Below are 26,731 nucleotides of genomic sequence, written 5' to 3'. Positions count from 1 at the left end.
AGGATGGAACAGCAATGAAGATCATGACCCGACGCCTGACATTGACATTGGCGCTGGCAGGAACGCTGGCGGCCTCAGTCGCAGCGCTTGCGGTTGCCGCGGACAAGGACCTGATCGTGTTCGACTGGTCCGGTTACGAGGCCCCCGGTTTCCATCAGAAATACGTCGAGAAGAACGGCGACTCGCCGACCTTCACCTTCTTTGGCGACGAGGATGAGGCATTCGAAAAAGCCCGCTCAGGCTTCAAGGCCGATCTCGGCCATCCCTGCTCGCAGAGCGTGGTGAAATGGCGCGAGGCGGGTCTGCTGCAGCCGCTCGACACCTCGAAAATCACCGGTTGGAACGACCTCAATCCCGGCATCATGGCAATGAAGGATCTCGCCACCACTGCTGACGGCAAGGCCTGGTTCATGCCCTGGGACTGGGGCAACACGCAGCTCACCTACAATTCCGACAAGGTCGACGAGAAGGACGTCCGTTCGCTGAAGGCGTTCGCCGATCCCAAGTTCGAGGGTAGGGTCTCCATCGGCGACAATGTCGACGACGCCTATGCGTTGGCCTCGCTGGCGATCGGGCTCAAGGACTGGACCAAGATGACGGACGACCAGTTCAAGCAGGCGTCCGACTTCCTGCGCCAGGTGCACAAGAATGTCCGCGCCTACTGGACCGACAGCACCGACATCGTCCAGCAGTTGGGCGGCGGCGAGGTCGACCTTGCCTGGGCGTGGAACGACGCGACGGTGCAGTCGGTCGCCGCTGGCGTGCCGATCAAGGCCAAGAAGGACACGGACGAAGGCATTTCCACCTGGGTCTGCGGCTACGTGCTGTTCAAGGACGCGCCGGGCAACACCGACAAGGCCTATGACTATCTGAATGCAATCAACGATCCCGAAGTCGCCAAGGTCCGGGTCACGGACTGGGGCTACGGCCAGGCCAACGCCAAGGGCATGGCCGGTGTCGATCAGGCCGTGCTGAAGGAAAAGGGCTACGACGACGTGCAGAAATTCGTCGACAAGACGCTGTTCCAGTCGCCGGTTCCCTCGGATCTCAAGCAGCGGATGATTGAGGAGTTCGAGAAGATCAAGGCCGGCTATTGAGCTTGTTTCACCGATCCCGTCTGTCCCCAAACTGGCGAGCGGACGGGCTCGCCAAGGTCACTGAAATTCCGTAACGTCGCTGCGCCGCTTCCCACGAGGAGGAGTCTCGTGCCATGGGTTCCACGCTTCGCCGCCTTGCTATTGCCGCCGCATGCACCATCGGCGCAGGCGCTGCCCTCGCTCTTGCGGAGGGCGGCGGTGACCTCGTCGTGTTTGACTGGTCGGGCTATGAGGATCCGCTGCTCCATCCCACCTACGCCGTCAAGTACGGCGCCGAACCGACCTTCGCTTTCTTTGGCGACGAGGACGAAGCCTTCCAGAAGATGCGGGCGGGCTTCAAGGCCGATATTGCGCACCCCTGTTCGCAAAGCGTGGTGAAGTGGCGCGAGGCCGGCATGCTGCAGCCGCTCGACACCAGCCGCATCGCCGGCTGGAAAGATCTCAACCCCGGTATCATGGCGATGAAGGACCTTGCCACCACCGCTGACGGCAAGGCCTGGTTCATGCCTTTCGATTGGGGCAACACGTCGCTGCTATACCGCACAGACAATGTAACGCCGGAACAAGCACAGTCGCTGAGGGTTTTCGCCGATCCGAAATTCAAGGGGCGTGTTACCATCGGCGACAATGTCGACGACGCCTATGCACTGGCAAGCCTGGTCATCGACCTCAAGGACTGGACCAGGATGACCGACGCGCAGTTCACGGAGGCTTCCGATTTCCTGCGCCAGGTGCACAAGAACATCCGGCTCTACTGGACCGACTCGACCGACATTGACCAGGCCTTTTCCGGAAACGAGGTCGACCTCGCCTGGGGCTGGAACGAGACCTTCGTTACGCTCAAGGGCCAGGGCGTGCCGATCGCCATGAATCGCAATACCAAGGAGGGCCTGTCGACCTGGGTGTGCGGCTATGTGCTGATGAAGGACGCGCCGGGCAATCTCGACCAGGCCTATGATTTCCTGAACGCGGTCAACGCGCCTGATGTGTCGGGTTATATGGTCACGACATTCGGCTATGGCCATGGCAACGGCGCCGGCATGGCGGCGATCGATCCCAAGCTGCTGGTCGAACGGGGTTTCGACGATCTCGACAAGTTTCTCGACAAGACACTGTTCCAGCAGCCGGTGGCGCCGGAGCTCAAGCAGCGGATGATCGAGGAGTTCGAGAAGATCAAGGCCGGCTATTGAAGAGCGGGATCGATAGAACCGACGTTGGCATCGTCGGATCCGGCTTTACCGGCCTGTCGGCTGCGCATGAACTGAGGAAGGCCGGTATCGATTTCGTGCTGCTCGAAGCGCGCGATCGTGTCGGCGGGCGCGTGGAGTCCGGGCGAAACGGGCTCGGCGAACGGATCGACAGCGGCGGCCAGTTCCTGTGCGAGGACATGCCGGAACTGATGGGGCTGCTGCAGGCGCGCGGCAAGACACTGGTCGAGACATATGTCGAGGGCGAATTCGTCACCCAGCCGCGGATGAGCGCGCGGCAAGCCGAGCGAACCTACGACGCCTCCATGGCGATCCGCGGTCGCATGAACGCGATTGCGCCGGACGATCCGGCCATTGCTGGATTGACCGTCGCCGCCTGGCTCGATCGCCAGATCGATCCTGACGAGGCCAAGGCTGCTTTCCGTTCGATGATCGAAGGCCTGTGGTGCCAAGGGCTCGAAAAACTGCCGCTGTGGCACCTCATCGACAATGATCGCCGCATCACCAACGAGGGGTCGGAGCTGCAATATTTCGTGCGCGAAACCATGCAGTTGCTGGCGGACGATCTGGCCAGCGATCTCGGCGATCGTGTGCGGCTGAGCACGCCGGTTGAGACCATCGAGCACCGGCCGGAAGGGGTTCGCCTGGTTATGGCGGCGAGCTCGATCGAAGCACGGATGACACTGGTCGCCGTGCCGCCGATGACGGCCTCGAAACTGGATTTTGTACCGCCGCTGCCGGCTGGCCTGGGAAGGGCGCTCGGCGTCTGGCAAAGCGGCGCGGTGATCAAGGTGCTGGTGCGTTATCCCAGTGCCTTCTGGCGCGACAAGGGCTTGAGCGGCATGGTGATGTGGCGCGATCTGCCGGGGCTGTTTGCCTGCGACGTCAGCAAGGACAGCGACCATGCTGCGCTGGTCGTCTTCGTCGGCGGGCCGCTGGCCCTGCGCTGGCGTGAGCTCAGCGATACGGCACTGCGCGCCGAGGTGACGTCCAGGCTGGAGGACGCGCTCGGCGCCGAGGCCGCCGACATGCTCGATTTCAGCTGTCGCGACTGGACGCATGATCGCTGGAGCGGCGGCGGCTACAGTGATCTTATCATCGATACGACGGCGACCGACGCCGAACGCATCATCCTGGCCGGCGCGCCGCCACTGCATTTCGCCGCGTCCGAACTGTCGCCGTCATTCCCTGGCTATGTCGAAGGCGCCATCGTGGCGGGGCGCATCGCTGCACGAAAGATCATCTCGGGACTTCAATCCGCCATCGCCACCAGCGCATCGGGGTCGTAGGCGAGGCGGATCGAGGTGCCGACCGGGATGTCATCGGCACCGAAATCGTTGGTTTCGGTCACCGAAAGCGGTTTTTCCAGTCCCGGTATCTCGACGATCAGATGGGTGATCTCGCCGAAGTAGTGGCGCTCGACCACCTTGCCGGCCACCTCGAATTTTGCCGTGGCATTATCCCACAGAACGCGCAGGCGCTCCGGACGAATGCCCAGCGTAGCCGCGCCGCCATTGCGAATGAAAGCCTTCGGCTTGTCGGTCTTGATGCGGCCGAAGCCCAGCGTGTCGACGACCAGCGAAGCGCCGTTCTCCTCGACGATCTCGGCCTTGACGAAATTCATGCCGCCGAGGAAGTCGGCGACCTGGCGGTTGACCGGCCGCTGGTAGATCTCCTTGGGCGAAGCGACTTGCGCAATCCTGCCGCCGAACATCACGGCGATGCGATCCGACATCGCCAGTGCTTCATACTGGTCGTGAGTGACTAGGACGAAGGTGATGCCGACCGCCTGCTGCAGGCGGCGCAACTCGACCTGCATCTGCTCGCGCAGCTTCTTGTCGAGCGCCGACAGCGGCTCATCGAGCAGAAGCACCTTGGGACGCATCACCAGCGCACGGGCCAGTGCCACGCGCTGCCGCTGGCCGCCGGAAAGCTCGGTGGCGAGGCGTTTGCCAAGGCCGGTCAGCGAGACCTGGCCTAGCGCCTCCTCGACCCGGCGCTTTTCTTCCGTTCCCGCCAGTTTCAGCCGCTTCAGCCCATAGGCCACGTTCTGCTCGACATTGAGATGCGGGAAGATCGCATAGCTCTGGAATACCATGTTGGTCGGCCGGCGATTGGCCGGGATGCCCTGCATCGACTGGCCATCGACCGAGATCAAACCGCTGGTCGGATTGTCGAAGCCGGCGATCATGCGCAACAGCGTGGTCTTGCCGCAGCCGGACGGGCCGAGCAGTGAAAAGAATTCGCCCTCCTTGATGGTGAGAGAGGCGTCGTCCAGCGCCTTGAACGAACCATAGCTGCGGGTGACGTTGCGGATCTCGATCATCGACCGTTCGAGTTGGGGCCGTTCGGATTGGGGCCGCTCAGGCATGGAGGCCTCCCTCGTTCTGGGTGCGTCTGGCCGCGCGGCGGCGCAGGATTTCGGCGATGGTCAACAGCAGGAAAGAGGCAACCAGCAAGAGCGTGCCCAGCGCCAGCACGCCGGGCAGCTTCGACGCAAAGCGCAATTGGCCCCAGATGTAGATCGGCAGCGTCGCGTCGGTGCCGGTCAGGAAGAAGGCGATGATGAACTCATCGAGCGAAATGGTGAAGCATACGAGCAGGCTGGAAATGATCGCCGGCGCCACCATCGGCAGCGTGACCCGCCGAAAAGTGCCGAAGGCGCTCTCGCCGAGATCGGCGGAGGCCTCCTCCAGGCTGCGGTCGAAGCCCTCGAAGCCGGCGGTCAGCACTGTGATCGAATAGGGAATGCAGATCAGGACATGGCCGAGCACTATGGTGAGCAGCGACAGGCTCAAACCCAGTTGCAGTATCACCAAAAGCAGGGAGATGGCGACGATGATTTCGGGCAGGACCAGCGGCGCCATGATCAGGCCGTTGATGGCGCGGCGACCGGGGTAACGGTAGCGGGTGATCGAGCGGGCGGCGAGGATGCCAAGCACGGTGGACAGGATGGACGCCGCCACGCCGACGACCAGACTGTTCCAGGTGGCGTCAAGCAGTGCCGGCGTGCGCGGCAGGTCCTCGTACCATTTGAGCGTAAAGCCGGAGAGCGGGAATTTCGGCGTCGCGGCGGTGTTGACCGAAAAGATCGGCAGGAAGATGACCGGCAAATAGAGGAACACGATATAGAGGAACGCATAGGCCGACAGCCAGCCGCTGGCCAGGAAGCGCCGCATCGTCGTCATCGCGTCAGCCTCATCGCGCCAGCCTCTGGGCAGCGCGGATGATCACCACGGTCGCGCCCGCCATCAGCGTCACGATCAGCATGGTGGTGACGGAAAGCGCTGCGCCCAGCGGCCAGTTCGAGGCCTTGCCGAACTGTGCCTGGATGGCGTTGGCGATCATGACGCCGTCCTTGCCGCCGACAAGTTTCGGCGTGACATAGTCGCCGACCGTCGGGATCATGACGATCAGCGCCGCCGAGATTATGCCGGGCGCCGACAGCGGCAGCGTCACGCGCAGGAAGGAACGGATGGGACCGTCGCCGAGGTCCGTGGCCGCCTCGACCAGCGTGCGGTCGACCTTTTCCAGCGACACGAAGATTGGCAGGACGGCGAAGGCCGCCCAGGCATGAGTCAGCGTGATGATGACGGCGCTCGAATTGTAAAGCAGCGCCGTCGACGGCTCGTCGATGACGCCAAGGCCCATCAGGCCGGAATTGAGCACGCCATTGTAGCCGAGGATGACCTTCCACGACATGACGCGCAGCAGGTAGCTGGTCCAGAACGGGATGGTGATCAGGAACAGCCACAGGCTCTTGTGGCGGCCGCCATGGAACGAAATGAAGTAGGCGATCGGGTAGGCGAGGACCACGGTGAAGAAGCTCACCATCAGCGAGATGTAGAGCGAGCGCCAGAGCAGGTCGCGGTAGATCGGCTCGGTCAGCGCGGCGCGGTAGTTTTCCAACGTGAAGGTGCGATCGATGGTGAGGTAATTCTGCGTCCAGAAGGAATGCGCGACGACCACCAGGATCGGCAGGACCAGAAGTATGAGCGCGTAGAGAAAGGTCGGGCTGATCAGGGCAAAGCCCTGGACGGGTTCGGACTGCAGAAGGGCGTTTCGCCTGGCCCGCGTCATGCCGAACGCGGGCGACCCTTCCGCAGCCGCCGTCATTGCAGGGCCCCGGGCGTGATCTCGGTTGCTGGCGCGGATTGTCCTGCCATGCGGCGTCCCATTGGCTAGCGCATCGGCCCGAAAAGCACGATGCGTAGATTCAAAGTGCCAGAGCGCACTTTGTGCGTCCAATTGGACGCACGTCGCTCCAGTGCCGGCGCTTGTTCCCAATTTCATGCCTGGAGCACGATCGAGCGCAAAGCCGATGATGCTTTGCCGATCGCTCTCCGAGCTTGCCAGCTTTCTTTCATCATGCGCGCATCCGCGGATTGAAATCAAGCGCTATTTCTGCAATACTGATTGAACGGACATTCAAAATAATGCGAAGAAAGCCGATTTTTCCGGTGTTTGGCGCCGAGCTTTGTGTCCGATGAAATTTGCGACGAAACGATGCGAGGCGACGATGGCGGCTGCAAGAGATTTGAGGGCGACTGAAACGGCTGGGGCTGACAACGCCGATGCGGTCGAGCTTGCCAAGCGCCACCTCGTCCAGCCCTGGCCGTTCGCCGGCTCGGTCGGCAACGAGGCGCGCACCCTGATCGGCGAAGGCGATGGCATCTACATCACGGACGGCGCCGGCAAAAGGCTGATCGACGGGCCGGCCGGTATGTGGTGCATCAATATCGGCCACCGCCGCGAGGAGCTGGCGCGGGTGATGTATGACCAGTCGATGGCGCTGTCCTACAACACGCCGTGGTATACGATGAACGCGCCATCCGCGGAACTCGCCATGCGCATCGCCGGCCATGCGCCTGGTGATCTCAGCCATGTCTTCTTCACCACGGGTGGCTCCTCGGCCGTGGAGACGGCGCTGCGCTTCATGCAGTTCCACAACAATGTGCGCGGCCGTCCGGAGAAGAAGCTGATTGTGAGCAGGGGCGGCGCCTATCATGGCTCGACCTATCTGTCGGCCTCGCTCAACGGGCGTCCGCGGGATCGCGACTGGATGGACGGCGCCGACGATCTGGTGGTCAAGCTGTCGTCGCCCGATCCGTTCCGCCGCCCGAAAGGCACGAGTATTGCCGCCTTCACCGATGCCCTGGTCGGTGAATTCCGCGACACGGTCGCCCGCGTCGGCGCCGATAGGATCGGCGCTTTCGTCGGCGAGCCGGTGCAGGCATCGGGAGGCGTCCTCGTGCCCCCGGACGGCTATCTCAAGCGGATACGCGAGATCTGCCGCGACAACGACATCCTCTATATTTCCGACGAGGTGGTGATCGCCTTCGGCCGGCTCGGCCATGTCTTTGCTTCCGGCGATATGTTCGGCATCGACCCTGATATGATCACCTTCGCCAAGGGCGTCACGTCAGGCTATTTCCCGCTTGGCGGCGTCATCATCTCGGAGCGGTTGCTCGAGGACCTGCGCCGTTCGAACCACCCGGACGCCATGTTCGGCCATGGGCTGACCTACACCAGCCATCCGGTCGGCTGCGCGGTGGCACTGAAGAACCTCGATATCCTGGAAGAAAGCGTGCTCGCCCACACGCGCGACGTCGCGCCCTATTTCCAGGCGCAACTGAAGACGCTCGAAGAACTGGCGCTGGTCGGCGAGGTGCGCGGGCTGGGGCTGATGGGCTGCGTCGAATGCGTCGCCGATCGCGAGAGCAAGGATCCGCTGCAGCTAGACAAGGATGTCGGCAAGCGCATCGATGCGCATTGCCATGAGCTTGGCCTGCTGGTCCGGCCGCTGATCAACATGTGCGTGATGTCTCCGCCGCTGATCATCACGCGCGACCAGATCGACGACATGGTGTCGATTCTGCGCGAGGGCATTTCGCGCACGATGGATGATTTGCGAAAAGAGGGTGTGTGGCGGGGGTGACGGTCAATCTCCCCCCTTGAGGGGGAGATGTCGCCAAAGGCGACAGAGGGGGTTGGTTCGACCGGGCGCGGGGGAGATCGGCCGCTTTGGTGCCTCGCCTTACACTTGCGACCTTAGCGCGTCATTCAACGCCCACATGTCCCTTTCCTCCGGTGCCGTCTCTAACCCGAGCACGGGGATTTGCTTGCGCAAATGGTCGTGATGGGTGCGTACGCCATATTCGAGGTCCGAGAGATAAAAACCCTCAAAGGCTTCGGACAGCATGGATTCGTTCGACCACACGGAAAGCTGCACGTCCTCGTTCATGGTGTCGCGATCGATACGGTAGGAGAGATAGCGTGCCGCCGCTTGCTCCCTGGTTTCGTCGCGATAGCGGTAGATGGCGCCGCGCAACAGCGTCTCGCCGGTCGACAGCGGGAATTCCTGATAGAACTGCACGGATTCCGGCATGACCGACAGGACGCTGTTCGGGAAGATGCCGTAGTAGATCCACGCCTTGCGAAGGTACTCCGGCAGATGCGCCGCTTCGGGCGCGATCTTGACGTACTGCCTGACGCTCCAGCGCCGACCGGCATGTGGGTTGTAGGTGGCGAAGGAGCGTGAGACGCCGTTGATGAACGGCTCGTCGAAATAGGTCGCGCCGTAGAGATCCTGCAATGCGGGATGCGCCATGGCGACGTGGTAGCCTTCATTGTCGACGTCGCGTACCGACTTCCAGTTGACCGGGCTCTTCCGGGTCCAGACACCCCAGGATGGCACCATCTCGGCGACACCATAGTGGGCGATCTCGGCCTCGATCGGCTTCAAGAGCTCGGCCACCGACGGCTGCGGGCCGCCCTTGCGGAAGCGGATGAAGATGAAGCCCATCCAGATCTCGAGATCGAGCGGCGTCAGGCCGAATTCGGTCTTATCCAGATCGGGGAAGGAGCGTGGACGGGCGGCGCCGCGAAGCGTGCCGTCGAGATTGTAAACCCAGCCATGGAAAGGACAGACCAAAGCGTTCTTGCAGGTGCCCTGGCTGTCGGCGACGACGCGGCTGCCGCGATGGCGGCACATGTTGTTGAAGGCACGCACGACGCCATCCTTGCCGCGCACGATCAGCGCCCGCTCGCCGACCACATCCATGGTCAGATAGTCGCCGGCATTCGGCAGGTCGGAGACATGGCCGGCGATCTGCCAGTGGTTGCGGAAGACGTATTCCTTCTCGAGTTCGAGCAGGGCGTCGGAATGATAACTCCAGCCCGGCAGACCCCGCCGGTCCCATTCGTTGGGGATCGCCACGTCACGCAAGTGCGGGTTCATGAGCGGCCCTTATTTTGTTGAATACTCATTCAATAAAATCATATTTTACATTTAAATGCAATGGCTTGTTGGAATAGGAATTATTCTTTCCGCAAAATCGCCCGGCACTTTTGGTCGGAGTCCAGATGCTCAGGGCCTGAGAAACTCCGAAAATTCCGTGTGTTAGCCAAGGTTTCGCATCGGCGTCCCATCTCGGCGTGAGCCATGGACGGCTGCGTGGGAACAGCACTCTCCAGGTGGACAAATAGGCGCCCTGCACCGCCCGGTTTCGAAGACCTACCGATGCGCGCCGATGCGCGAGTCGGCTCGCTTTTCCTCGCCGCAGTCGGCAAGGGACAAAGCGCGGCTTGCGGGTTTTGTGACCGGTTTTGCCCGGAAATGCCCGAAACAACCTGTTTCATGCCTGTTACAGGTCCGCGCATGCGTCATCAACGGTTTGTTACAGAGCGCGACTAAGTTCGTTTCAACAGAAAAAGAAAATCGACGGAGGGAAGAGCGATGTGTACGAAAATCCAGACTGCCTACAACGACCGCCACCTGCAGGCACCTGAGCGCAACGACCGGCGGCCGAGGCTGGCACTGCGCCGGCGTGCAAACGACCATCCTATGGCGCTGTTCGTGGCGCTGGGCGCTGCCGCATTTGTCGGCATGGCGTTCGCGCCGACGGTTGGTCCAGCTTTCGTTTCATTGAACCCGCCGGCAAACATCGTCGACGGCGCGCCGACCACGACCAAGACCGCGCGCCTGCCAATGCCGGAGATCGATTTTGTCTGCAAGGGGCAAGCCTGGGGCGCCGAGAGCGCGGAGTGCCTGCGCGTCATCGCCGAGCAATCCGGCATTCACAAGGCTCGCGCGGTCCGCACCATCGCCAATGCCGCACCGCTGACCGATATGCCGAACGTTTTTTGAGACTTTGCCGAGTATCCTCCAGCGCTCGGTCAGGCTCCCGCCGCATGTCGGACGGGAGCCTTTTTCCTCTGACCTCCAGCGCTTTGCTTTAGCGTCGGATTGCCTAAAATCGGTTTCCACCGATTCGACGCTCTAGACATTCAACGCGGCCTGATCGGCTATGGCCGAGAGCACGCCTCGCACGTCCAGCGTGCTGAACGGCTTTTCCAGGATCTGCGGCCGCTGTGGCGCGGGCAATGCCTCGATCTCGGCTTTCGCGCCGATCAGATCACCGGTGACCAGCACGAAGCGCCGCGCCAGATCAGGCTTTTCGGCGAGCAGTTCGCTATAGATGGCGATGCCGCTGGTGCCGGGCATGCGCAGATCGGAAAAGACGATGTCCGGCGGCATGTGGCCGGTCAAGGTCGTGGCAGCCGATGTCCAGGCTGGTACGATCCGCGACTTGATGCCCATCAATTCCAGAATATCGGAGAGCGAAGCGGCAACATCCGGCTCGTCGTCGATGATCAGCGCGTGACGCAATCCGCTCGAGCGCGCCGGGCTGTCGCCGGCGGCGGCCGCGCCGGCGGCGATCGCCGGCAACTGGACGACAAAACGCGCACCCCTCGGCAGAACCTCCTCGAACCAGACATTGCCCTTGTGCCGTTCGATGATCGATTTCGAGATCGACAGTCCGATGCCGGTGCCGACGCCGACCGGCTTGGTGGTGAAGTAGGACTCGAAGATGCGGGAGCGTATCGCTTCCGGCACGCCCGGCCCGTTGTCCTCGACCGAGAATCCGGGATTGCCGCGGTCGCCGCGAAACGTACGGACCTTGATCAGCCGGTCGCCGGCAACGCCGGCCAAAGCGTGCTGGCTGTTGATGAGGAAATTCGCGGCCACCTGTGTCACATGGTCGGCATCGGCCATGGCCAGAAGGGGACCGCTGGCGAAATCGGTGTCGATGATGATGCCGCTTGACCTGGCGCCGTAGGCGGTCACTTCGAGTGCCGCGCGGACCACGTGGTTGAGATCGGTCTCGGCCTGCGTCGCGGGATGCAGGCGGACCATCGAGAGGAAGCTCTTGACGATGCGGCCGCAACGCTCGGCGGCGGCGCGCACCTTTTCGGCGCGCACCTTGGTCTGCGGGTCGGAAGCGAATTCATGCAACAGCGTCGATTGGGCGACGACCACCGCAAGCGGGTTGTTCAGTTCATGTGACACGCCGGCGAGCAGCGAGCCCATAGCGGCCATCTTCTCGTTCTGATGCAGCTTTTCGCGCTGGCGGCCGATCTCCTCTTCGGCGCGGAGCTTGTCGCGCAGGTCGCGGATCGAGCCGAAGATCAGGCGGCGGTCGGCGACCCGCATCTCGGTCGCCGTCAGTTCGATCGGAAAGACCTCGCCGGCTGCGTTCTGGGTGACAGTCTCCAGCCGCTGGCCAACCATCGGCGCGCCGCGGCCCGACATGTATTCAGCACCGGACACATAGCCCTTGCGATAATACTCCGGAACGACGGTGTCGAGCAGGTCCTTGCCGAGGATGTCGCTGCGCTGGTAGCCGAACATCTTTTCGGCGGCGGGATTGAATTCGATGATCGAGCCGGTCTCGTCGATGACGATGATCGCGTCGAGCGAGGCTTGCAGCATGGTGCGGCGGATGACCTCGCTGGCATGGGTGTCGGAAAGCGATCGTTCGATGGCGTCGCCGATGGCCAGTGCCACGATGTGCAGGGTCGCCTCTTCCTCATCGGTCCATTCACGCTCGTTCACGCAGTCGTTGACCGCCAACGTGCCCCACAGATGGCCGTGCGCAAAGACCGACACCGACAGGAACGACTTGATGTTCTGCTTTTCGAAGTCGGTTCTCAGAAAGCCTTCGAGGTCGCGCGTGTGTCCGGCGAAGATCTTGCCTTGCCGCTCGTCCTCCGCCAACCGTTCCAGCAGCGGGTCCGAATTGACGACCGACTGCATGATGACCGTCGGCGATGCCAACTCGCCGCCAAATCTGGGGTCGATCCAGTAGGCCGCGACAGACTGGGCAAAGCCCTGGCCGGGCAGCTCGCGCAGCCGAAACAGGATGCCGCGCTGGCAATCCATGGCCCCGCAGAGCGTTTCAAGGATGCTGTCCATCTCGCGCTGCCAGTCGCCAGCTTCACGGAGCTGGCGGACGATACGGACGGCCGCCATCGCCGCGCCCTGCCTGACGCTCTGCATATCGGTGCGTGCTGCTTCAGCCGTCATGGTCAGCCGTCATTTCAGAGTCGTACCAAGCCAGAGTGACACCCGGGCTGGACCGATACCAGGCGGTCGCCCGACTCAGCTACTTTCGCCGGTGGGCAGCGAAAAGATATAGCCTTCGCCGCGCACCGTGCGCAGGAATTTCGGATTGGCCGGGTCCGCCTCGATCTTCTTTCTCAGCCGCATGATGCGGATGTCGACGGCGCGCGACGATTCAGAGTCTTCCACGAAGCCGATCGCCTCGGAGATCGCCGTACGCGTCAACAGCCGGTTGGCGCGCGTCAGGAAAACCTCCAGCACGTCGAATTCGCTCTTGGCCATGTCGACGACCGTCCCGTCGGCGCCGGTCACGAACCTGCCGTCGAGATCGGCATGGAAGGAGCCGAAGCTCATGAAACGGCGCTTGGCAGTCGTTTCGGCCTTGGCGCCCTGCGGCTCGGTCGGCTGCGGAACGCGGCGCAACACGCTGCGGACCCTCGCCAGCACCTCGCGCAATTCGTAAGGCTTGACGATGTAGTCGTCGGCGCCAAGCTCCAGCCCGACGATACGGTCGAGCGCGGTGCCGGCGGCGGTGGCATAGATGATGCCGATCGGCGTTTTCGAGCGCAGCCAGCGGCCGAGCGACAAGCCGTCCTCGCCGGGCATGGCGATGTCGAGGATGGCCAAATGGAACGACTGCGTTTCCAGCAAGGTTCGTGCGGCGGCGGCACTTTCGGCCGTAGCGACATCGTAACCGCTGGCGCTGAGATACTCGGCGACCGCGTCCCTCAGATCGGGCTCGTCCTCGACGACGACAATTCGTGCCTGCACTATGCTCTCGCTCCCGCTTTCAGCGGAAAGTAGATTGGGTATAAACATCATGTCCAGCACTCATCTTGGGTTGCCGGTTGCAGGGGATGGGAAAGATGGCTGCACGATCCATCATCGCGCTTGTTTCGGTCGCCGAAGTGGTCGCAGCCGATCTCGCCGATCATCTCGAACGGCGCGGTCATGACGTGCGCGCGGTGCGGCAGCCGTGGGAGGCCGAATCCCTGCTTTCTGAGAAGGGCATCGATGTCGTCGTCGTTGGCGACAGCCTCAGTCAGGCGGAAGGGCGTGACCTGCTCAGGCGCCATGGCGGCGAGGGCGGGCCGGATTTCATCCTGATCTGCCGGCCGGCCGATCTCGTTGACAAGGTGCTGGCGCTCGAACTCGGCGCCGCCGACGTCGTCGAGAGCCCGCTCAACGTCAGGGAGCTCGCTGCCCGTATCGGCGGCCTGCTGACACGGCGCGGCAGGAATGCCGGGGAATTGGTGGTGCTGGAGAATGCGACGGTCGACCTGCGATCGGCCATGGTCATGCATCGTTCCGGCACGGAAGAACAGTTGTCGCCGGGTCAGGTGGCGCTGCTCCGGTTGTTCCTGGCCAGTCCGCGAAAGGTCTTGACGCGCGACGACATCATTGCCGCCGCGCCCGCCGAAAATGCCGATGCCTTCGATCGCTCGATCGATTCGCGCATTGTGCGGCTGCGCCGCAAGCTCGACACCGAAACCATCACCACCATACGTGGCGCGGGCTACCGGTTCGATCCGCCGACGCAGTTCGCCGACTGACGGCAGGGCCGTCACCGTACTGTCCACAGGCCCAGGCGCTCAGCGCACCACGAGAAGCGATGGACCTGACGGCATTTCGCTGGTCCCCATTTCGCTGGCCGTGACGAGTTCGCTTGCATGGGCACGATCCCTAAGAAGCACGGTGGCAAGGCCGGCAAAGCCGAGCAGGCCCTGTGCGTAGAGCAATGCGGTAAGCACCGAAGCTGCAAATTTCGTGTTCATCCTATCCGCTCCCCAAATTCAGATCTGCTGCGTGAGGCCCGTTTCGGGCATGATCTTGTTCCGAAAACCAGTACCCACTTGTCGCTACGCGGTGTTCCAGTTCGGGATCATGTCTTCAGGACACCCCCGAAGTGCCCGCGCCGCCAGCGGAGCCCCCCGTCGCGGCGCGGGCCTTCGGTCCTCTCGGCTGCAAGTTGCCGGAGGCGCCGCGCATCCTCTTCAGCCCAAAACCGACCCGCCAGAGGGTCTTGAACCGGTTGATGCGCAGGCTGGACACGATCCAGACCGTGGCGAAAAACAGTGCGGCATGCAGCGTCGAAACCTCGCTTGAAGTCATTCCCACGAGCCTCGTCGCCGGAGTGCCAGCGACGGTGCCGACACCGCCAATGATCGTTGCGGCTATGCTTGCCCTGAAAAGCCAGGACATCGCGTTCGATTGCATGTTCATCTTCGTTTGGTGCCGGCTGCTTTCGTTAGGTCAACTCTGCGGCTGGCCTGTATCCAGAGCATGCCGCTAGGGCCCGCGCTTTGTTGCAGATTGGTTTCGGAGCAAGTCAAAATTCTTTCATATGCGAGAGGATCGCACTTTCGTTTGGAGATGGCTTTGCGTCTTCCGCTGGCCCTGTTCTGTGCGTCGACGGCGTCATGCCTTGGTTTTGTCCCTGAGATTCTGCTTGTGGCGCCCTCTATCGGCTTCCCCGGTTGTTAACCGGAGGAAACGCTTTCGAAACGGAAACGCACTTCCAGCGAAATAAATTCGAAACATGACGCAACGATAAGCCGGGTCATCGCATTGGAGCCGGCCATGTCCGGCAGACAGGGGGATATCGATGTACACTGCCATTTCCACCAAGCTCATCAACATCGCTGCCGCCGCCCTCACGGGTGCGGTTGTTCTGTTCGGCCTCGGCAATGGTGCCGCCCACGCCGGCAATCAGATCGTGGCGCGGGTTTCGCTCTCGCAGCAGACCATGGAAGTTCTGGTCGACGGGCGACCGACCTTCGCGTGGAAGGTCTCGACCGGTGACAGGGCGCATGTCACGCCGACCGGCTCGTTCAAGCCGATCCGCATGCACCAAATGTGGTATTCGAGGAAATACGACAACGCGCCGATGCCGCATTCGGTCTTCTTCAAGGGCGGTTACGCCGTGCATGCGACCAATTTCGTCAAACGTCTCGGCCAACCGGCTTCGCATGGCTGCGTGCGGCTGCATCCGGACAATGCCGCCGATTTCTACCAGCTTGTCGAGGTTTTCGGTCCGGCCAACACCCGGATCGTCATCGTCAAGTAAGCGGTGTTTGAAGTGGTCGTGACCGACATCGGCGGAATGCCGTGCTCCAACGTTATGAAAAAGGCCGGAATTTCCGGCCTTTTTTGCTATCAGTCCTGCACCACCGGCATCAGCTTCGGGTCCGGCTTTTCGGCATGATGCGGCAGGTCCTTGCTGGCGATGAAGGTGTAGAACATCGGCACCACGAACAGGGTGAACATGGTTCCCACCAGAATGCCGGTGAAGATCACCAGGCCCATCGAATAGCGCGCTGCGGCACCCGCGCCGCTGGAGATGATCAGCGGCACCACGCCGAGCGCCATCGCCGCCGTCGTCATCAGGATCGGCCGCAGCCGCACCTTGGCCGAGGCGATGATCGCATCGCGTCGGCGCATCCCGTGGAGCTCGCGCTGCTGGTTGGCGAACTCGACCAGAAGAATGCCGTGCTTGGTGATCAGGCCGATCAGCGTGATCAGGCCGACCTGCGTGTAGATGTTGAGCGTTCCCAGCCCTAGGTTGAGCGGCACGATCGCGCCGAAGATCGACAGCGGCACCGACATCATGATGATAAACGGATCGCGGAAGCTTTCGAACTGCGCCGCCAGCACGAGATAGATGACGAGGACGGCCGCAGCGAAGGCGATGAGGATCGTGTTGCCCTGTTCCTTCTCCTGCCGCGACTGGCCGGTATAGTCGATGAAGAACGTCTCGGGCAGGCTTTCCCTGGCGAGATCCTCGATGGTCTTCAGCCCGTCGCCGGTGGTGACGGTGGGCAATGGCAGAGCGGAAATCGTGGCTGAGTTCAACTGGTTGAACTGCTCGATCGCGGCCGGCGAGGCGTTGGTCGAAATCTTCACCACTGCCGAGAGCGGCACCATCTCGCCCGACGCGCTGCGCACGAAATATTCGGCCAGCTTTTCGGGATTGTCGCGGAATTTCTGCGGCACCTGCGGAATGATGTCGTAGCTGTTGGATTCGCGGTCGAATTGCGCCACTTCGGCGCCACCGACCAAGAGGGTCAGCGTCCGGCCGATGTCGGCGATCGGCAGGTTGAGCGCCGCGGCGCGGTCGCGGTCGATCGTCACCGTCACTTGCGGCGCATCAAAGGTCATCGAATTCTGCACCACGAGGAAGCGGCCGGTGGCCTGCGCCTTGTTCTTGATCTCCTCGGCCGCCTCGTACACTTGCGAGGCCTCGCCGGTAGAGCGCACGACCATCGTGATCGGCAGGCCGCCGCCGGAACCGGGCAGCGTCGGCGGTGCGAAGACGAAAGCTTCGACGCCCGCCACCTTGCTGAGCCGACCCGTGATGTCCTCCTGGATTTCCTTCGAGCTGCGCGTACGCTCAGCCCAGTCCTTGAACGCAAAGCCGACGAAAGCGCTGTTCGTCTGGCCGCCGCCGAAGGCGACCGCCGAGAACTGCGCCCGCGTCTCAGGCAGGTCCTTGACCAGGCCGAGTATCTGATTGACGTAGCTTTCGGTATAGTCCGACGTCGCGTAGCGCGGCGCGGTTACCAGCGAAAGCAGGAAGCCCTGGTCTTCTTCCGGCGCCAGTTCGCTCGAGGTCTTGGTGAACATGAAGCCGGTCGTGGCGACCAGTGCGATGACGATCATCAGCGTCACCGGGCGATATTTCAGCGAGCCGCTGACCAGCCGTTCATACACGTTTTCGACGCGCCCGAACGTGTTGTCGACAATGCGCTGGAAGCGGCTGTGCGAGCCGGCCTTCAGAATGCGCGCCGACATCATCGGCGTGATGGTGAGGGCGACGACGCCCGAAAGCACCACCGAGCCGGCAAGCGTCATCGCGAATTCGCGAAACAGTGCGCCGGTCAAGCCGCCGGTGAAGGCCAGCGGCGCGAACACGGCGGCCAGCGTTATCGTCATGGCGACAACGGCGGACGAGATCTCCCGCATGCCGTTGAAGGCCGCCTGCATTGGCGACATGTTGTCTTCTTCCATGTGGCGGTGAATGTTCTCCACCACCACGATGGCGTCGTCGACGACGAGGCCGATCGCCAGCACCATGGCCAGCAACGACAAAAGATTGATCGAATAGCCCACGGAAAACAGCAGGAAGCAGACGCCGATCAGCGACAGCGGGATGGTCACGATCGGCATCAGCACCGAGCGGAACGAGCCGAGGAAGAGCAGGATCACGACGATGACGATGGCGACAGCCTCGGCGATGGTCTTGAACACCTCCTCGATCGACGCGCTGATCTGCTCCGTCGAATCGTAGACGATCTCGATCGTCATGCCGAGCGGCAGCGTCTCCTGGATCGTCGGCACGATTTTGTGGATCGCCTCCGCTGTCGACAGCGGATTGGCGGCCGGCGTCGGGAAGATGGCGAGAAAGATGCCGGGCTTGCCGTTGAAGCTGACCCTGGTGTCGGTGTTCGCCGCGGCGAGCTCGACGCGCGCCACGTCGCGCAGTCTCACCACATTGCCGTCTTGCGAACGGAGCGGAAGGGCGGCGAAAGCCTCCGGCGTCTGCAGCGTCGAGCGGACAGTGATCGAGGAAACCACATATTCGTTTTCGGTATTGCCCGGCGCGGAGAGGAAATTCGAATTGTTGATGGCGGTCAGCACCTCCGCCGCCGTCACGCCGCGCGCCGCCAGTTTGATCGGGTCGATCCAGACGCGCATCGAATATTCGGCGGCGCCGAAGATCTGCACGTCGGCGACACCCTCGACCGTCGACATGCGCGGCCGCACGACGCGCTCGATATATTCGGTGAGCTGTTCCGGCGTCATGTTCGGATTCTGCATCGAGATGTACATCATCGCGAACTGCTCGCCGGTGCCCTTGACGATCACAGGGTCCTTGGCTTCATCCGGCAGATCGCCGCGCACGCCCTGTACCTTCGACAAGACCTCGTTCAGGGCAACGTCGGGGTCGGAGCCGAGTTTCATCTGCACCGTGACGGTGCTGGAGGAGGGCCGGCTCGCCGAGGTGACATAATCGATGTTTTCGGTCGAAGCGACGGCACGGGCGATCGGCGCGGAAATGAACCCCTGGATCAGGTCGGCGCTGGCGCCGGGATAGGCCGTGGTGATCGTGATGGCCGTTTCCTCAACCTCTGGATACTGCCGGATCGAAAGGTTGAAGATGCCTTGGAAACCCAGAAGCAGGATCATCAAGGCGAGCACGGTCGAAAGGACCGGACGGCGGATGAAGATGTCGGAAAAGCTCATTGCTGGGCCGCCTGCTGGTTCGCCGACTTGGTCGGGTCGATCGTGTTGTCGACAGCGACGGACATACCGTTGGAGAGCCGGTTCTGGCCGGCGGTAACGACTTCGTCGCCAGGCGCGATGCCTTCCAGGATCTCAACCAGGCCGGCGTTGCGCCGGCCGGGCTTGACGAACACCTGGGTGAGCACGAGCTGCGGCTTCTGTTCTTCCGCTGTCGGTTCGGCCGGGGCGGCAGCTGGCTTTTCCTCGGGTTTTGCCGCGGATGCTTCGGCTGCGGGCTTCGCGGTATCCATGGCGGGCTTTTCTTCCGGCTTCGCAGCAGCAGGGGTCGCGCCATTGGCCGCGGCAGGCTTCGCCGGACGCACCACAAAGACGAAATCACCGTACAGGCTGGAGGTCAGCGCGGTCTGCGGCACCGTCAGCACGTTGTTTTCCTCGGGCAATTCGACGCGCACCTGCACGAACTGGCCAGGGGTCAACTTGCCTTCGGGGTTGGCGACCTCGGCCCTGACCGTCACCAGCCGGCTGGCCGGGTCGATCTTGGGGTCGATACCGCGGATGGTGCCGGCGAACGGCATCTCGCCGTCGCCGATGCCCAGCCGCACCGTCTGGTCGATCTTCAGCAGTGGAAGCTGCTGCTCGGGGATTGAGAAATCGACCCGCATCGTCTCCAGATCCTGCAGGGTTACCACGGAAGTGCCGGGTGTGAGATACTGGCCGAGATCGATCCTGGGAATGCCCACTGTGCCGCCAAAGGGCGCCGTCAACTGCTTCTGATCGAGCACCGCTTGCAATTTTGTCACCTGCGAGGCGGAGGCCGTGGCCGTCGCCCGCGCCGTGTCAAGCGTCACATCCGAGCCGACGCCGCGTCGCTGCAGTTCGATGGCGCGCGCCTGCGACGTCTGGTCGAGCGCGGCTTGCGCCCTCGCCGCCTCGAGATCGGCGCGTTCGACGGCATCGTCGAGCTGAAGGAGAACCGCGTCGGCTTCAACCTTCTGATTGGCGTGAAACAGGATGTCCTTGACGATGCCGGCGGTTTCGACTGTCAGATCGACGCCGCGGACCGCGCTGACCGTGCCGATCGCCTCGACGCCCGGCGTCCAGTCCGTCGGCTTGACGATTGTCGTCGACACGGTCGCGGCAGGCGGCTTCATCGTAGCGAAGAATTGCTGGATCGCATTGTCGCGGAACAGATTGAAACCGACGATGCCGCCGCACACCAGTGCGAGCAGAATGAAGGCGATGATGAAGCGCTTGATCACAAACAATCCCCTCGGCCGGCGACCGGTGTAACGGTCGGGTATCGGAACACATATCCGTGCCAGGTTCCGATTTCAAATGACGGCGGTCTTACTGTACCGTCTGGACGGTCTTGTCAATTGGGCCTAGGCTAATGTATTGAGAGGGATTGATGAAAGCTCGCAGGGCAAATTCGCGCGACAGGATACTCGCGGCCGCCGCCGATGTGGCACGCGAGACAGGGCCCGGCAGCCTGTCGCTGGACGCCGTCGCTAGCCGTGCTGGCGTGTCCAAAGGCGGCTTGTTGTACAATTTCCCGACCAAGGCGAAACTGATGCAGGCGCTGGTGGAGGATTACCTGCGCGCCTTCGAGCAAGCGCTGGAGTCCGCCCGCATGGCCGGCGCCAGCAGCGAAAGCCCGCTTGCGACCTATATCAAGCTCTCGGCCGAACATGCCGAGGAATCGAAACCGTCGGCCTCCTGGATATTCTCGGCGATCGCCGAGGATCCCGATTTCCTGACGCCGATAAAATCGTTCAGGCGGCAGGTTTTCGAGCGGCTGAAGGAAGAGACGCCGGACCTCAAGGCGCTGCTGGTCTGCTATCTCGCCATCGAAGGGCTTCGCAGTATGAACCTCTTCGACTCGGACGTCCTTTCCCAGGACGAACGTCGGTTGTTGGTATCGTCCTTGCTGGAGATTGCGGGATAAATCGCTGCGAGCTATTGGGCCAGGCGAAATACTGGCGGCAAGGTAGATCATCCGAACGCGCAGCCACGGGCGGCACTGCCACATCCCGGTTCCCGTTCTGGTGCGCATCAGGCTGCGATCGGGCTTGATCAGAGGCCGGCACCGCTCTCTTCTCTCGACATTGATGTCTGCCGTTCATCGCTGCCGCGCTGCGGAAAACCGCATCTCGCGGGTCGCCTGCATCATTGTTATGGCCAGGTTTCCAACGTATTGCCGGCCGGGTGCCGCAACGGTTATGCGAACAACCGCCACAGCGCGATGATATGTCGATGGGTGAAGCATGAGCGAAATCAGGGTGGAGCGCCTCACCAAGCGGTTCAACGAAACCGCTGCGCTGGACGCCGTTTCGCTCGACTTTGCGGCGGGCTCCTTCACCGCGCTGCTCGGCCCGTCCGGCTGCGGCAAGACCACGATGCTGCGGCTTATCGCCGGCTTCGAGGCGCCAAGCGAAGGCCGCGTGCTCTTTGACGACGCGTTGATGGCCGATCCGCGGCGGCAGGTGCCGCCGGAAGCGCGCGGCGTTGGTGTCGTCTTCCAGTCCTACGCGCTCTGGCCGCATATGGACGTCGCCGAAAACGTCGCGTATCCGCTGAAAGCCCGGCATATCAAACGGGGCGAGATCGCCGGCCGCGTCGGCGCGGTTCTCGATATCGTCGGGCTCGCAGGATTTGAAAGCCGCCGCATCGAGGAACTGTCCGGCGGCCAGCGCCAGCGCGTGGCGCTGGCGCGCTGCCTCGTTGCCGACGCCAAAGTTATCCTGTTCGACGAACCGCTCGCCAATCTCGACATGCATTTGCGCTCGTCGATGGTCGACGCGTTTCGCGACATCCATCGCCGCACCGGCGCCACCATCGTCTACGTCACCCACGACCAGGCCGAGGCCCTGGCGCTGGCCGACCGCGTCGCCATCATGAGCCAAGGCAAGGTGCTGCAGGCGGCGGCGCCGCAGGAAGTCTATCGCGCGCCGGCCAATGCCACGGTCGCCGGCTTCGTCGGGCGCGGTTCCATCGTTTCGGGCTTCACGGTCGATCAGGCCGCAGGGACCGCGACGGTCGATATAGCAGGGCATCGCCTCGCGGCGCGAAGTGCCGGAGCATCGGCGGGGCCGGTCAATATCCTGCTACGGCCGGAAGCGCTGCGGATTTCACCTGAGGGCATGCCGGCGACGGTGCTCGACAGCATCTATCGCGGCCCAGTCCATGAGGTGCGGCTGGCCTTGCCGACGCTGGAGCAGGGGCGAGAGCAGGAGCTGCTGATCGACAGCACCGAGGCGCTTGCGGTCGGCCAGAGCGTGCATGTCTCCGTCTCGGACGCCTGGATCATTCCCGGAGGCTGACCCAAGCGCGTCGCGGGATCATGCGACGCGCTTTAAGTCGCTGTTTTGGTGCATGTCGTTGTCCCAAAACCGCTGCGCATTTTTGGGCGACATGCATTACCGCCAGGGCAATACGCCCGCCGGAAGCCGCCGCCCGAGCCGGTCGAGCACAAGCAGCAGGACGACGACAACGGCGATCGTGGAAACGGCGATCGCGGCGGCCTGCGTTCCCAAGCCGGCCTCCTCGAGACTGAACAGCACGACGCCCAGTGTCTCGTTGCCGCTCGACCAGAGCAAGGCCGAGACCGTCAGTTCATTGAAGGCGCTCATGAAGACAAGCATTCCGCCGGCCACCGCCGCGGGTGCTGCGAGCGGCGCGGTTATCGTTGCGAGCCGGCGCAGCGAACCGGCTCCCGACACCGCCGCCGCCTCGTCGAGGTCGCGTGAAATCTGCCCGACCGCGGTCGCCACCGGCTTCAAGGCGAGCGTGAAAAACCGCATCGCATAGGCGACCATGATGATCGAAGCCGTCGCATAGAGGCTGCCGACCAGCGGCAGCGGGCGCAGGAACAAGAGGATGCAGGCAATGGCAAGCACGACCCCGGGAACCGCGTAGGGGAGGTCGACAATGCCGCCAAGGAGGCGCTGCCAACGCCGGCCGAGCCGTTCGAGAATGGCGGTCACCGGTATGACGCCGATGGCGAGGATCAGAGCCGCGCCGCCGGCGAAAAGAAGGGAATTGCGGAAGGCACGAACGGTCGAAGCCTGGCGGACCAGAACCTCGGAATAATTGGACCCAGTCATCGTTTGCCAGCCAAGCGGCACACCGAAGGACGGGACGAGCGATGTCGCCAGCAGCGCGCAAGCCGGAAGTAGGAGAATGAAGCCGATCACCAGCCAGCCGAGACCGGCCAGCAACAGGCGGCAGCGCCCGAGCTCGAAACGCGCCGGTGTGCCTGCGGTGAAGCGGTGAGCGGCGCCACGCAGGGCCAGCGACTGGCAGGCGACGCCGGCGAGCGCCAGCACGCCGACCAGTACCGACAGTGCCGTGATCTGCGGCAGCACGCCGGGACCGAAGCTCGACAGATCCTGATAGATCAGCGTCAGATAGTTGACCGGCATTCCAAGTAAAGCGGGGATGCCGAAATTACCGACGCCTGAAACAAAGGCGAGTGCCGCAGCGGCCACGATATACGGACGCACGATCGGCAGGACGATGGTCCACAGCACGGATAGCGGCCTGGCGCCGGAGGCCCTGGCCGCCTCGACGAGATCGCGCGGGATCCGCACTAGCCCGGCTCGCAACGTGATGAACACGATCGGCGCGTGCTGGACGGCGTAAAGCAGGATGATGCCGTTGCGGCCAAGCATCGGATTGGGTGTTCCCGGTTGCGGCGCCATGCCGACCATGCCGAGAAGCGTGCTGGACGGGCCAAACAGATGCAGCCACGACAAAGCGGTGACTTGTGGCGCGATCATCAGCGGCAGCAAAAGCAGGAAACCGAGGGGCTTTCGCCCGGGCAGGTCGGTCATGGTGACGGCGACGGCAAAGGGGCTGCCAAGGCAGACCGCCAGCATGGCGCCGAAAAAAGCAGTGTCCAGCGTGTGCCACATCGCCCGCAAGGCGGAAGGCTTGGCCAGGCGCTCAGCAAATGCGCCGAAGTCGAGCTCACCGCCCGGCGCGACGGCGGCGACGACAAGCCTGACCATCGGCAACAGACTGAGCAGCGCGATGACCAGAAGGACGGCGAGCGCCGATGCGCTAAAGCCGGGCGTGGCCTGGACCCCGAGCCCGCGCCGTGCCGGCAGGGACACACGCCGCTGGGGGAGGATATCCTGCGCAGACGTCACCGTTGGCTACTTTGCCGGTTACTGGGGCTTGGCTACTGGCTCATCACGGCGCCGAACCTTTCCTTGTTGGCGGCGTCGTTGGCAAGTGCTGCGGCCGCATCGTAACCCAGCACCTTGATCGACGAGCGTTCGGGATAGCCGGCCGGCAAGGCAACATCGGCGCGCGCCGGAATGTAGCCCATCTTCGCGGCAACTTCCTGTCCATCCTTGGACAGCAGGAAGTCGACGAAGGCCTTGGCAGCCTCGGTGTTCTTGGCCGTGGACAGGATCGCGACCGGCTCGGTGACGGCCGAAACACCCTCCTTGGGGAATACGAACTCGACGGGCGCGCCCTTGGCCTTCTCGCGAATGGGCATGTAGTCGACGATCATGCCGAACAGCTTGTCGCCGCCGCTGACGGCCTTCAGCACGTCGCCATTGCCGCCGCTTGCCTGAGCACCGTTCTTGGCGAGCGCATCGTAATAGTCCCAGCCCTTCGGCAAGTTGCCAGTCAGCGTCACGGTGTGGATCATCGCCGCACCGGAGGTCAGCGGGCTCGGCATCGCCACAAGACCCTTCGCCTCCGGCTTGGTGAGGTCTTCCCAACTCGCTGGCACGAAAGGTGCCTTGGTGTTGTAGACAATGCCGGTGGTGATCAGCTTGGTCGAGAAATAGGTCTTGTCCCTGTCGTAGAGAGCAGCCTCAATGCCGGAGACATCGGCTTGGGGGTAGGCGAGCAGCCGGCCTTCCTTTTTCAGTCCTTCCATGGTCACGACATCGGCGATCAAAAGCAGGTCTGCCTGCGGCTGGCCGGCTTCGATCTCGGCTCGCAGCTTGGCCAGGATCTTCGGCGTTCCATCGCGCACCCATTCGACCTTGATGCCGGGGTTCTTGGCCATGAAGGCATCGACGGTTTGCTGGGCGTCGGTGTTGGGCTGGCTGGTGTAGAGGACAAGCTTGCCGTCGGCAGCCGAAGCGCTTCCGATGGCGGATGCCAGCAACATGGCGGCGAGAACGATCTTGCGCATGGAAAACCCCACTTGGTGTGAAGAGACGGTTTTAGTGTGAAGAGACCGGTCCGGCTGAGCACCGGATGCGGGAACGCTCTCCCTATCGCCGCAGGATAAACCTATTGTGACAAGCGGAGTCGACAAGGATTGATGGATTCCGACGGGCCCAATGTGCCGCCCGGGGAACTTTTGTTCTGGTAACGATTTTTGATATGATGGAAAACCGAACGGCCAGAAGGGCATCCCGATGATGACAAAACGCTTTGCGATCAGCGCGCTCGCTTTCGGGGTGGCCTGCAGTATCTCCGCCTCGGCCTTCGCAGGCGACAAGCACCGCGACCACCGGGTTCACTCCGAACGCTACGTTCCCACCGAGGGCGATATCATCGACATCCTGTTCGGCGGTCCGCGCTACTATGACCAGCAGTTGGTCACCACGGCCGCAGGAGCCTGCTCCTACCATAGGGTAGGGCCCGACGCGAACGCGCTGAACAAGATCAACGATCACCATTGCGGAAAGTAGGCGGTTAGCCTCAGCCGCCGCCGGTCTTCTTCATGCGCTCGATGATCTCGGCCATCAGGGCGAGGTCGCGACGAGAGTCCGCGAGGTCCGTCAGCGGCTTCGTGCCCTCGGTGATGTGGCGGTGGAAGGTTTCGAGCTCATTGGAGAAGGCATCGCCATAGAGCGGCCCGAAGGCTTTGGTCACCGGGCCGAGCGGTCCGGCTTCTGTCACTTCGAGCCGTGTCGGCAAGCTGCGGATATAGGGTGTGTCGTAGGTGATGCGGACCCGTTTGGTGTTCGAGCGCACCTCGATCATGGCGTCGAACAGGCCGAGATCGTCGACCACCGCGTCGTACAGGCAAGCAAAATGTCCGTAGTCGAAGGTCACTGAGGTGTTGGCGCCGCCATTGGTGCGGTGCGCCGCGAGCACGCTGACCGGTTCGCCGATCAGCCCCCTCATCGCCGAAATATGGTGCGAGGAGAGCGCGGTCAGGCCGCGATAGGCGCGCACGAGATCGGCCGGCGCATCGGCGCCCACGACTTCACGGATCAGCGTGTCGCGCTCCCTGGCGCCGCGCTCCAGCAGCGCCGGGTCGATATCCCCGGGATAGAGGATGTTCTGACTTTTCTTCAGGAAATGCCGGCCTTCGGAGATCAGGTCGAAGATGCGGACATGGGTGATGTCTGCATGGGCGGGCAGTTCGTCCATGGCCGCCAGATAGGCCGGCGCGTAGCGGCGCATGTAGCCGACGAAGACCGTCTTGGCGTAATTCGCGGTCAGCGCCAGCAATTCGTCGATCTCGCGCACCGTCAGGCAGGCGGGCTTTTCCAAGAGGATGTGCTTGTTGGCTGCTACGGCGGCGCGGACGAAACGGCTGTGGGTGTCATCGGATGACAGCACAAAAACCGCGTCGATGTCGGGCGAATTGATCAGCGCCTCGGCCGTTTCGAAAGCCCTGGCGGTTGGATACTCGGATGTGCACAACGCCACCAGACTCGGTGAGACGTCATAGACGCCTGCTATCACCCAGCGGTCTCGCTGGTCGCTCAGCACCGGCAGATGGATCGACTGCGCAACCTCTCCAAGCCCTACAAGCCCGACACGGATCACCGTCACGGCACACTCCCTTGCAAACC

23 protein-coding genes are annotated in these 26,731 nt (G+C 62.8%); 10 read left to right on the top strand and 13 right to left on the bottom strand.

Features of this window, described 5'->3' with window-relative positions:
* Positions 1-14: 14 nt before the first annotated feature.
* From E5X88_RS06950 to E5X88_RS06940, 3 genes are all read left to right on the top strand, one after another.
* A complete protein-coding gene (locus tag E5X88_RS06950) occupies positions 15-1,097 on the top strand; it encodes an ABC transporter substrate-binding protein (protein WP_292159587.1) in 1,083 nt (360 codons plus the stop codon).
* 113 nt (positions 1,098-1,210) lie between these two features.
* Entirely contained in the window at positions 1,211-2,287 is a 1,077-nt protein-coding gene (locus E5X88_RS06945) for an extracellular solute-binding protein (protein ID WP_292159585.1), read from the top strand.
* Positions 2,284-3,594: a flavin monoamine oxidase family protein gene (locus tag E5X88_RS06940; protein ID WP_292159582.1), complete on the top strand. Its 1,311-nt coding sequence runs from the start codon at positions 2,284-2,286 to the stop codon at positions 3,592-3,594. The genes E5X88_RS06945 and E5X88_RS06940 overlap by 4 nt, the downstream gene beginning before the upstream one ends.
* On the opposite strand, the gene E5X88_RS06935 is transcribed toward E5X88_RS06940, so the two are convergent.
* The 3 genes from E5X88_RS06935 to E5X88_RS06925 are packed head-to-tail and all read right to left on the bottom strand — an operon-like array spanning position 3,558 to position 6,421.
* Positions 3,558-4,631 carry an ABC transporter ATP-binding protein gene (locus E5X88_RS06935; RefSeq protein WP_292160079.1) on the bottom strand — a complete coding sequence of 358 codons (1,074 nt, stop codon included), beginning with the start codon at positions 4,629-4,631 and terminating at the stop codon, positions 3,558-3,560. The two genes, E5X88_RS06940 and E5X88_RS06935, sit on opposite strands and share 37 nt — an antisense overlap.
* Positions 4,632-4,668: 37 nt before the next feature.
* Positions 4,669-5,493 carry an ABC transporter permease gene (locus tag E5X88_RS06930; protein ID WP_292159580.1) on the bottom strand — a complete coding sequence of 275 codons (825 nt, stop codon included), beginning with the start codon at positions 5,491-5,493 and terminating at the stop codon, positions 4,669-4,671.
* A 10-nt stretch (positions 5,494-5,503) separates the two neighbouring features.
* Positions 5,504-6,421: an ABC transporter permease gene (locus E5X88_RS06925; RefSeq protein WP_292159578.1), complete on the bottom strand. Its 918-nt coding sequence runs from the start codon at positions 6,419-6,421 to the stop codon at positions 5,504-5,506.
* Positions 6,422-6,824: 403 nt separating this feature from the next.
* Between E5X88_RS06925 and E5X88_RS06920 the strand changes: the two genes are divergently transcribed.
* On the top strand, positions 6,825-8,243 hold the full coding sequence (locus E5X88_RS06920; protein WP_292159577.1) for an aminotransferase: 1,419 nt from the start codon (positions 6,825-6,827) through the stop codon (positions 8,241-8,243).
* Positions 8,244-8,342: 99 nt separating this feature from the next.
* On the opposite strand, the gene E5X88_RS06915 is transcribed toward E5X88_RS06920, so the two are convergent.
* The gene (locus E5X88_RS06915) at positions 8,343-9,545 is read right to left on the bottom strand and encodes an aromatic ring-hydroxylating dioxygenase subunit alpha (protein WP_292159575.1); all 1,203 of its coding nucleotides are present in this window, start codon (positions 9,543-9,545) and stop codon (positions 8,343-8,345) included.
* A gap of 498 nt (positions 9,546-10,043) precedes the next feature.
* Here E5X88_RS06915 and E5X88_RS06910 point away from each other — a divergent pair, with 498 nt between their 5' ends.
* Positions 10,044-10,454: a hypothetical protein gene (locus E5X88_RS06910; RefSeq protein ID WP_292159573.1), complete on the top strand. Its 411-nt coding sequence runs from the start codon at positions 10,044-10,046 to the stop codon at positions 10,452-10,454.
* Positions 10,455-10,586: 132 nt separating this feature from the next.
* Here E5X88_RS06910 and E5X88_RS06905 read toward each other — a convergent pair whose 3' ends face one another.
* Positions 10,587-12,674: a PAS domain S-box protein gene (locus tag E5X88_RS06905; RefSeq protein WP_292159571.1), complete on the bottom strand. Its 2,088-nt coding sequence runs from the start codon at positions 12,672-12,674 to the stop codon at positions 10,587-10,589.
* Positions 12,675-12,749: 75 nt separating this feature from the next.
* Positions 12,750-13,481: a response regulator transcription factor gene (locus E5X88_RS06900; RefSeq protein ID WP_292159570.1), complete on the bottom strand. Its 732-nt coding sequence runs from the start codon at positions 13,479-13,481 to the stop codon at positions 12,750-12,752.
* A gap of 95 nt (positions 13,482-13,576) precedes the next feature.
* On the opposite strand from E5X88_RS06900, the gene E5X88_RS06895 reads away from it, so the two are divergent.
* On the top strand, positions 13,577-14,263 hold the full coding sequence (locus E5X88_RS06895; protein ID WP_292159567.1) for a response regulator transcription factor: 687 nt from the start codon (positions 13,577-13,579) through the stop codon (positions 14,261-14,263).
* A gap of 39 nt (positions 14,264-14,302) precedes the next feature.
* Here E5X88_RS06895 and E5X88_RS06890 read toward each other — a convergent pair whose 3' ends face one another.
* Together E5X88_RS06890 and E5X88_RS06885 are read right to left on the bottom strand one after the other, a co-directional pair.
* On the bottom strand, positions 14,303-14,485 hold the full coding sequence (locus E5X88_RS06890; RefSeq protein ID WP_292159566.1) for a hypothetical protein: 183 nt from the start codon (positions 14,483-14,485) through the stop codon (positions 14,303-14,305).
* Positions 14,486-14,600: 115 nt separating this feature from the next.
* Positions 14,601-14,822, bottom strand: coding sequence for a hypothetical protein (locus E5X88_RS06885; protein ID WP_292159565.1), 222 nt, complete (start codon positions 14,820-14,822; stop codon positions 14,601-14,603).
* A gap of 493 nt (positions 14,823-15,315) precedes the next feature.
* Here E5X88_RS06885 and E5X88_RS06880 point away from each other — a divergent pair, with 493 nt between their 5' ends.
* Positions 15,316-15,777 (top strand): L,D-transpeptidase, encoded by a 462-nt coding sequence (locus tag E5X88_RS06880; protein ID WP_292159563.1) that lies wholly within the window; start codon positions 15,316-15,318, stop codon positions 15,775-15,777.
* Between the two features lie 89 nt (positions 15,778-15,866).
* On the opposite strand, the gene E5X88_RS06875 is transcribed toward E5X88_RS06880, so the two are convergent.
* Both E5X88_RS06875 and E5X88_RS06870 read right to left on the bottom strand, forming a co-directional pair.
* On the bottom strand, positions 15,867-18,953 hold the full coding sequence (locus E5X88_RS06875) for an efflux RND transporter permease subunit (protein ID WP_292159561.1): 3,087 nt from the start codon (positions 18,951-18,953) through the stop codon (positions 15,867-15,869).
* Positions 18,950-20,218 (bottom strand): efflux RND transporter periplasmic adaptor subunit, encoded by a 1,269-nt coding sequence (locus E5X88_RS06870; RefSeq protein ID WP_292159559.1) that lies wholly within the window; start codon positions 20,216-20,218, stop codon positions 18,950-18,952. The genes E5X88_RS06875 and E5X88_RS06870 overlap by 4 nt, the downstream gene beginning before the upstream one ends.
* A 143-nt stretch (positions 20,219-20,361) precedes the next feature.
* Between E5X88_RS06870 and E5X88_RS06865 the strand changes: the two genes are divergently transcribed.
* Together E5X88_RS06865 and E5X88_RS06860 are read left to right on the top strand one after the other, a co-directional pair.
* Complete coding sequence (locus E5X88_RS06865; RefSeq protein WP_292159556.1) at positions 20,362-20,898, top strand: TetR/AcrR family transcriptional regulator; 537 nt, start codon at positions 20,362-20,364, stop codon at positions 20,896-20,898.
* A gap of 319 nt (positions 20,899-21,217) precedes the next feature.
* Complete coding sequence (locus tag E5X88_RS06860) at positions 21,218-22,273, top strand: ABC transporter ATP-binding protein (protein ID WP_292159554.1); 1,056 nt, start codon at positions 21,218-21,220, stop codon at positions 22,271-22,273.
* A gap of 96 nt (positions 22,274-22,369) precedes the next feature.
* Here E5X88_RS06860 and E5X88_RS06855 read toward each other — a convergent pair whose 3' ends face one another.
* Positions 22,370-23,962, bottom strand: coding sequence for an iron ABC transporter permease (locus E5X88_RS06855; RefSeq protein WP_292160077.1), 1,593 nt, complete (start codon positions 23,960-23,962; stop codon positions 22,370-22,372).
* Between the two features lie 173 nt (positions 23,963-24,135).
* Entirely contained in the window at positions 24,136-25,110 is a 975-nt protein-coding gene (locus E5X88_RS06850; RefSeq protein WP_292159552.1) for an ABC transporter substrate-binding protein, read from the bottom strand.
* A 229-nt stretch (positions 25,111-25,339) separates the two neighbouring features.
* On the opposite strand from E5X88_RS06850, the gene E5X88_RS06845 reads away from it, so the two are divergent.
* Positions 25,340-25,615 (top strand): hypothetical protein, encoded by a 276-nt coding sequence (locus E5X88_RS06845; protein ID WP_292159550.1) that lies wholly within the window; start codon positions 25,340-25,342, stop codon positions 25,613-25,615.
* A 10-nt stretch (positions 25,616-25,625) separates the two neighbouring features.
* Here E5X88_RS06845 and E5X88_RS06840 read toward each other — a convergent pair whose 3' ends face one another.
* Complete coding sequence (locus E5X88_RS06840; protein WP_292159548.1) at positions 25,626-26,711, bottom strand: Gfo/Idh/MocA family oxidoreductase; 1,086 nt, start codon at positions 26,709-26,711, stop codon at positions 25,626-25,628.
* Positions 26,712-26,731 lie beyond the last annotated feature (20 nt).

Source organism: Mesorhizobium sp. (genome assembly GCF_004962245.1).
Taxonomy (GTDB): domain Bacteria; phylum Pseudomonadota; class Alphaproteobacteria; order Rhizobiales; family Rhizobiaceae; genus Mesorhizobium.
Note: the sequence above shows the minus strand (reverse complement) of the source record. Positions and strands in the feature narration are given on the sequence as shown.

What these genes read in the sequence shown, in the direction of transcription:
- E5X88_RS06950 (WP_292159587.1), top strand. Translation starts at nt 15, where the DNA reads ATGAAGATCATGACCCGACGCCTGACATTGACATTGGCGCTGGCAGGA.
- E5X88_RS06945 (WP_292159585.1), top strand. Translation starts at nt 1,211, where the DNA reads ATGGGTTCCACGCTTCGCCGCCTTGCTATTGCCGCCGCATGCACCATC.
- E5X88_RS06935 (WP_292160079.1), bottom strand. Translation starts at nt 4,631, where the DNA reads ATGATCGAGATCCGCAACGTCACCCGCAGCTATGGTTCGTTCAAGGCG.
- E5X88_RS06930 (WP_292159580.1), bottom strand. Translation starts at nt 5,493, where the DNA reads ATGACGACGATGCGGCGCTTCCTGGCCAGCGGCTGGCTGTCGGCCTAT.
- E5X88_RS06925 (WP_292159578.1), bottom strand. Translation starts at nt 6,421, where the DNA reads ATGACGGCGGCTGCGGAAGGGTCGCCCGCGTTCGGCATGACGCGGGCC.
- E5X88_RS06920 (WP_292159577.1), top strand. Translation starts at nt 6,825, where the DNA reads ATGGCGGCTGCAAGAGATTTGAGGGCGACTGAAACGGCTGGGGCTGAC.
- E5X88_RS06915 (WP_292159575.1), bottom strand. Translation starts at nt 9,545, where the DNA reads ATGAACCCGCACTTGCGTGACGTGGCGATCCCCAACGAATGGGACCGG.
- E5X88_RS06910 (WP_292159573.1), top strand. Translation starts at nt 10,044, where the DNA reads ATGTGTACGAAAATCCAGACTGCCTACAACGACCGCCACCTGCAGGCA.
- E5X88_RS06905 (WP_292159571.1), bottom strand. Translation starts at nt 12,674, where the DNA reads ATGACGGCTGAAGCAGCACGCACCGATATGCAGAGCGTCAGGCAGGGC.
- E5X88_RS06895 (WP_292159567.1), top strand. Translation starts at nt 13,577, where the DNA reads ATGGCTGCACGATCCATCATCGCGCTTGTTTCGGTCGCCGAAGTGGTC.
- E5X88_RS06890 (WP_292159566.1), bottom strand. Translation starts at nt 14,485, where the DNA reads ATGAACACGAAATTTGCAGCTTCGGTGCTTACCGCATTGCTCTACGCA.
- E5X88_RS06885 (WP_292159565.1), bottom strand. Translation starts at nt 14,822, where the DNA reads ATGACTTCAAGCGAGGTTTCGACGCTGCATGCCGCACTGTTTTTCGCC.
- E5X88_RS06880 (WP_292159563.1), top strand. Translation starts at nt 15,316, where the DNA reads ATGTACACTGCCATTTCCACCAAGCTCATCAACATCGCTGCCGCCGCC.
- E5X88_RS06875 (WP_292159561.1), bottom strand. Translation starts at nt 18,953, where the DNA reads ATGAGCTTTTCCGACATCTTCATCCGCCGTCCGGTCCTTTCGACCGTG.
- E5X88_RS06865 (WP_292159556.1), top strand. Translation starts at nt 20,362, where the DNA reads ATGAAAGCTCGCAGGGCAAATTCGCGCGACAGGATACTCGCGGCCGCC.
- E5X88_RS06860 (WP_292159554.1), top strand. Translation starts at nt 21,218, where the DNA reads ATGAGCGAAATCAGGGTGGAGCGCCTCACCAAGCGGTTCAACGAAACC.
- E5X88_RS06855 (WP_292160077.1), bottom strand. Translation starts at nt 23,962, where the DNA reads ATGGTCAGGCTTGTCGTCGCCGCCGTCGCGCCGGGCGGTGAGCTCGAC.
- E5X88_RS06850 (WP_292159552.1), bottom strand. Translation starts at nt 25,110, where the DNA reads ATGCGCAAGATCGTTCTCGCCGCCATGTTGCTGGCATCCGCCATCGGA.
- E5X88_RS06845 (WP_292159550.1), top strand. Translation starts at nt 25,340, where the DNA reads ATGATGACAAAACGCTTTGCGATCAGCGCGCTCGCTTTCGGGGTGGCC.